Source organism: Daejeonella sp., assembly GCF_049655485.1.
In the GTDB taxonomy this organism is placed as follows: Bacteria; Bacteroidota; Bacteroidia; order Sphingobacteriales; family Sphingobacteriaceae; genus Daejeonella.
On the sequence record NZ_JBASJU010000160.1, the window covers coordinates 1 to 5,074 of the forward strand.

Annotated in this window: 3 protein-coding genes and 1 pseudogene; 2 read left to right on the forward strand and 2 right to left on the reverse strand. The window is 37.5% G+C overall.

Going from position 1 to position 5,074, the window contains the following annotated elements; genetic code table 11:
- Positions 1-885 (reverse strand): PIN domain-containing protein (locus WBJ10_RS06565; protein ID WP_424288723.1); only part of this gene is annotated, 885 nt, incomplete at its 3' end.
- 1,382 nt (positions 886-2,267) lie between these two features.
- On the opposite strand from WBJ10_RS06565, the gene WBJ10_RS06570 reads away from it, so the two are divergent.
- Positions 2,268-2,678 carry an organic hydroperoxide resistance protein gene (locus tag WBJ10_RS06570; RefSeq protein ID WP_424288724.1) on the forward strand — a complete coding sequence of 137 codons (411 nt, stop codon included), beginning with the start codon at positions 2,268-2,270 and terminating at the stop codon, positions 2,676-2,678.
- Between the two features lie 52 nt (positions 2,679-2,730).
- Positions 2,731-4,854, forward strand: coding sequence for an FUSC family membrane protein (locus WBJ10_RS06575; protein ID WP_424288725.1), 2,124 nt, complete (start codon positions 2,731-2,733; stop codon positions 4,852-4,854).
- 41 nt (positions 4,855-4,895) lie between these two features.
- Here the strand turns inward: WBJ10_RS06575 and WBJ10_RS06580 are convergent.
- Positions 4,896-5,074: pseudogene (locus WBJ10_RS06580) on the reverse strand (biotin synthase BioB); the annotation flags it as partial.

The following is a 5,074-nucleotide window of genomic DNA, read 5'->3' on the forward strand; positions in this document are numbered from 1 at the left end:
AGGCACAATAGGCCTGGTGACAAATATTTGTCTATAATTTTTACGCTGTTCCAGTGCACTTGCTAATGCCAAAAGTGTTTTACCGGTTCCGGCATTTCCCTGGATAGTAACCAATTTTATTTCCGGATTCATTAATGCATGAATGGCGAAGGCTTGTTCAGGGTTTTTGGGTTCAATCTTATAAACTGATTGAGCGGGAATATATTCAAGCTTAAAATTCTTAGGATTATAATATGCAGAAGCTGTTTTATTTTTACTGTTTAGCGTGAAAAAATGATTTTCGTGTATATCACTGATACTAGTCTTTTCTATTGGCAGAAATTTGTTCGTAATCAGCTCTTCTATTACTTTATTGGTAAGCTTATCGATCACAGTTTTACCCGTGTATAGTTCCTCTACGTTTTTAACCTTTCCAGTTTCATAATCCTCTGCATATAGATTAAGAGCTTTTGCTTTTAATCTTAAACAAATATCTTTAGAAACCAGGATTATTTTCTTCAGTGGATGTTGCTCCTGCAGGCTAAGCGCTGCATTTAAAATCCGATGATCAAATTTTCCTTCTCCAAAAATCTTTTCAGCATCATTTTGGGTAGGTGTATCGTCCATCACTACTTTGAATCTGCCTCTCCCCTTCCCTTTTAAAGGCATCCATTCATTCAGCAGCATATTTTTAGAGATGTTATCCATTAAACGGATAAAGCTCCGCGCTTCGTAATTACGAGTATCGTTTCCGGCTTTAAAATTATCTAGTTCTTCCAGTACCTGGATAGGAATTGCGACATCGTGTTCTTGAAAGTTTTGGAAAGCATCATGTTCATATAGAATAACAGAAGTATCCAGAACGAATATCTTTGATGCAGAGGCCATAACGTTATTTTTTTCCATTTAATCAAAAATAAGAAAATGACTTGTAGGTTTAAGGGCTATTGGAAATTGTATAAAAAGAAAAACGGAAATCTTACTCTTTCGATTGGGATTTCCGTTTTAACTTTTTCGTAACCGTGGTTACTAGAAGTATTAACTCGTCTTTACTTTGGTTGGTTCGTTCCCGAAGGAATTTTCAAACCTCTGGTATCCGTTGACCCTTACTTTATCATCACAACCATTCCATAGAATGTCTGCAACATAGGTAACGCCTGTCCTTTGGAGCTCTTTCTGTCAGCCTTTACCTCGCAGTGCTGGTCTGAATTAGAACTTAAATTATCCGAAATCGAATGAAGCCCTGGAGCTTCGGATTTTATGGATATTATTTCAGGCTATCAAAGTACGACCGACTTAATAATCTAATATACATCATTTTAGGACATTCCAAAGAGAAAATTGATTCTTTTTAGTAACCTTTTTATTAACAGCACCAAGCCAGTTATTAACCCGGTTAAAATAAGCAACTTGTTGATTTATAAGTCAATACTTCGATCAACTCCAAGTTATTAACACTTGGGTAAATTTAATTTTTCAACAATTTACCTTTCGGAGGAAAAAAATAATTTTCATAGTTCTTCTTGTATTTGAAGAGCTGGAAATTTCACTATGGTTTGGGACAATTACTTATGACTTTTAATGCAAGAAATATAGGTTAGCAGCACGGGATGGATATAAAAGAAAAACGGAAATCTTCCTCTTGCGATTCTGATTTCCGTTTTAACTTTTTTCTCAACCTTAGTTGATCAAAAGCGTAAGACGTTTGATAATTAACCGGTTCGTAGATTCAATGTTCTTTCAAACAAGAATCCCGTGGCCCTTCATTTTTTATCGCATCCGTTCCTTGAAACGTTTGCGATCGTCCATGATGTCTGTCATTTCGACTCTGATTTTTTCGAACACATCTTGCGATCTGCTCTGAATCAGATTAAATAATCCTGGATCTGGTGAAACCCGAAGGCTTCGGATCTTTTAGGACTTTATTTCAGACTGTCAATGTACCTCGTTCTTATTAATACTAATGTAGGTATTAAACTCATTCGTGTCAAGTAAAAAACTCTGTTATTTATGAACATCTTATTCACATAAAAATAGACATTACCAACATGATCAATATTTTAACAACTTGATAAATAGTATTTTATCAAAAATTAAACATGAAACAGGGTCAATTTTTGGCCGAACTTATCAACAGAAAATGCCAAATGCGGTAGCAGTTGTGTTGTACTAAGATGAAGATATGCTGATACTCCTATTAATTTTATTTCTAAAAATAATAGCGTATCTAAAAATGAAAGGTTCTCTGCAAGAGGAACAGTTTTTGCTTCTATACACAAAATAACATTATGGAAAAATTATATACAGCAGTGGTTACTGCAAAAGGCGGCCGCGATGGCCATGTTAAATCGTCTGACGGAATATTAGAAATGGATTTGCATAAACCGCATGAAATGGGTGGACAAGGTGGATCATCTAATCCAGAACAACTATTCGCAGCTGCATGGGGTGCTTGTTATTTAGGGGCATTAGGATCTATCGCTGAACGTGAGGGCACTGATGTATCCGAGGCAACAGTAGATGTGCACGTTTCTTTTAACAAAGACGGCAATTCATTTGTGCTTTCAGCTGAACTCGACGTACATATTCCTGGCCTGACTGCCGAGGAAAGCCAGAAACTTGCCGACAAAGCGAATAAAGTATGTCCATACTCTAAAGCTACTAAGGGAAACATTGAAACCCGCGTTACAGCAATTTAATAATACTCTTATCTGGATTGTAAATCAATCCAGATAGGGTATTTTTGTATAAATGAACCAATCGAGGGAAATTAAATCATTTATCTTCAGTCAGTATTTCGCCGATGGGTTACGTATAACTTTCGGGGTACTTCTCCCCTCCCTCCTCTTTTACCAACTTGACCAGTTATCAATCGGTTTAACCATCTCCCTTGGCGCCCTTTGCGTTAGTATCTCAGACAACCCGGGACCGGTTGTGCATAAGCGTAACGGAATGCTTTTTTGCACCCTATTCATTCTTCTAACTGCGACTTTAACCAGTCTGGTGAACGGGAGCCCAATTCTTATCGGCCTGGAAATCTTAGTTCTATGTTTTTTCTTCTCTATGTTTTCAGTTTATGGAAATCGGGCTTCAGCAATCGGAACAGCGGCATTATTTGTAATGATACTTACGATAGATCAAAATGTTGTGGCTAATAATGGGGTCTGGAGTCATGCTTTTTACATTTTAATCGGGGGAGTCTGGTATACTGCTTTAAGTATCTCGTTAAGTCAAATCAGGCCCTACCGCCTGGCGCAACAAGCTCTTGGAGAATGTATTCGCGAGGTCGCCGAATTTGTAAGGATGAAATCAAATTTCTATGATTTAAAGACTGACCACGATGCAAATTATACTAAACTTATAGAACAACAAGTTGTAGTTCATCAACACCAGGACACAGTCAGGGAATTACTGTTTAAAAGCAGGCTCATGATAAAAGAGTCAACTTATGCAGGAAGAGTATTAATCTTGGTTTTCGTAGACATTGTAGATCTTTATGAGCAATCGATGGCTACGCATTATGATTATCAGGCGATCCGGAACACTTATGGAAGAACTAATGCCTTGGCAGGATTTAAAGATATCATCGAAAAATTCAATGAGGAGCTTGAGAATCTAAGCTATTATATTGTTAGCAACGAAAAGCCCGAGCGCCTTCACCATTACAAGGCGGCTCTTGATGCGTTGAAGCTTAGTATCGACAAAGTTGAAGAATATAATATCAGCAACCTGGTCCTTAAAAAAATCCTTATCAATGTGCGCAATATGGCCAGCAGGATAAGAAAGATTTACAGTTATTTCGATAATCCGCAACTCGCCGGGGAAAACATCCGAAGTATTGAAGACCTAAAAAAGTTTGTTTCTCATCAGGATTTCGACTTGAAAATTATGAAGGAAAACATGACCTTTCAATCGTCTATCTTCAGACATTCGGTGCGCGTAGCACTTATGTGTTTTATTGGTTATCTAGTTTCTAAATTATTTCCGGTAGGTCACCATAGCTACTGGATCCTTCTAACCGTTCTCGTAATTCTTAAGCCCGCTTTTAGTCTCACAAAACAAAGAAATATTCATAGACTAATCGGAACACTTTTTGGCGGCGTGGCGGGTGCCTTACTCTTAATATTTGTTAAGGATCAAACTACCCTTCTCATGTTTCTCATGCTCTTTATGGTTGGAACTTTCAGTTTTCAAAGACTGAACTACGTAGTGAGTGTCTTATTTATGACACCTTACACTCTGATCTTATTTAGCTTTCTTGGAGAGAATAATATCACAATTGCTCAGGAGCGAATTGTGGATACATTTATAGGATCTTTTATTGCCCTGGCCGCAAGTTTCATCATTCTACCCAATTGGGAATATCACAATCTCAAAAATTTTATGCGGGAAGTTTTAGTCGCTAATTACCATTATTTGGTTAAAGTAGCCGACGAATTAATGAATATACCTGTCGACATAACATCCTACAAACTGGCCAGAAAAGCTGTATACGTAAGTGCTGCAAATCTAGGCAGTGCTTTCCAGCGGATGCAATCGGAGCCTAAAAGCAAACAACAAAATGCCAAAGAAATTCACGAGTTTGTAGTCCTGAATCATATGTTATCGTCTTTTACGGCAACTCTGATAACTAATTTGCAAGCCACCGACAAGCCGGCCACTAATGAAAATCATCTTAAACTTATCCGTAAGTCCTTGTTTACTTTAAGCGAGATAATAAAAAAATCAGGTACTGCAGATTTTAAAGAGAAAGAAATACTGTTTCCCGAATTAGCCCCCGAGGAAAATGTTTCTAATGATCAATACCTGCTTTATGAACAGCTAGATTCGATAAACAAGCTAATTAACGACATTCAAAAATCTATGCCGGTTTAATGCATTTTCTCCGTCGATCGGCAAATCTGTTCAATTAAAAATTACAGAACCTCCTGTTCTACACTCGCTTGTTTTCGGCCATTTTTAAAGGCCTCACGTGGTGTAAGTCCCAACAATCTGAACATTTCCATATCCTCATTAAACGCCGGATTTGGGGTAGTTAAGAGCTTATCTCCAGCGAAAATTGAATTCGCACCAGCCATAAAGCAAAATGCCTGAT

What these genes read in the sequence shown, in the direction of transcription:
- WBJ10_RS06575 (WP_424288725.1), top strand. Translation starts at nt 2,731, where the DNA reads ATGAACCAATCGAGGGAAATTAAATCATTTATCTTCAGTCAGTATTTC.
- WBJ10_RS06570 (WP_424288724.1), top strand. Translation starts at nt 2,268, where the DNA reads ATGGAAAAATTATATACAGCAGTGGTTACTGCAAAAGGCGGCCGCGAT.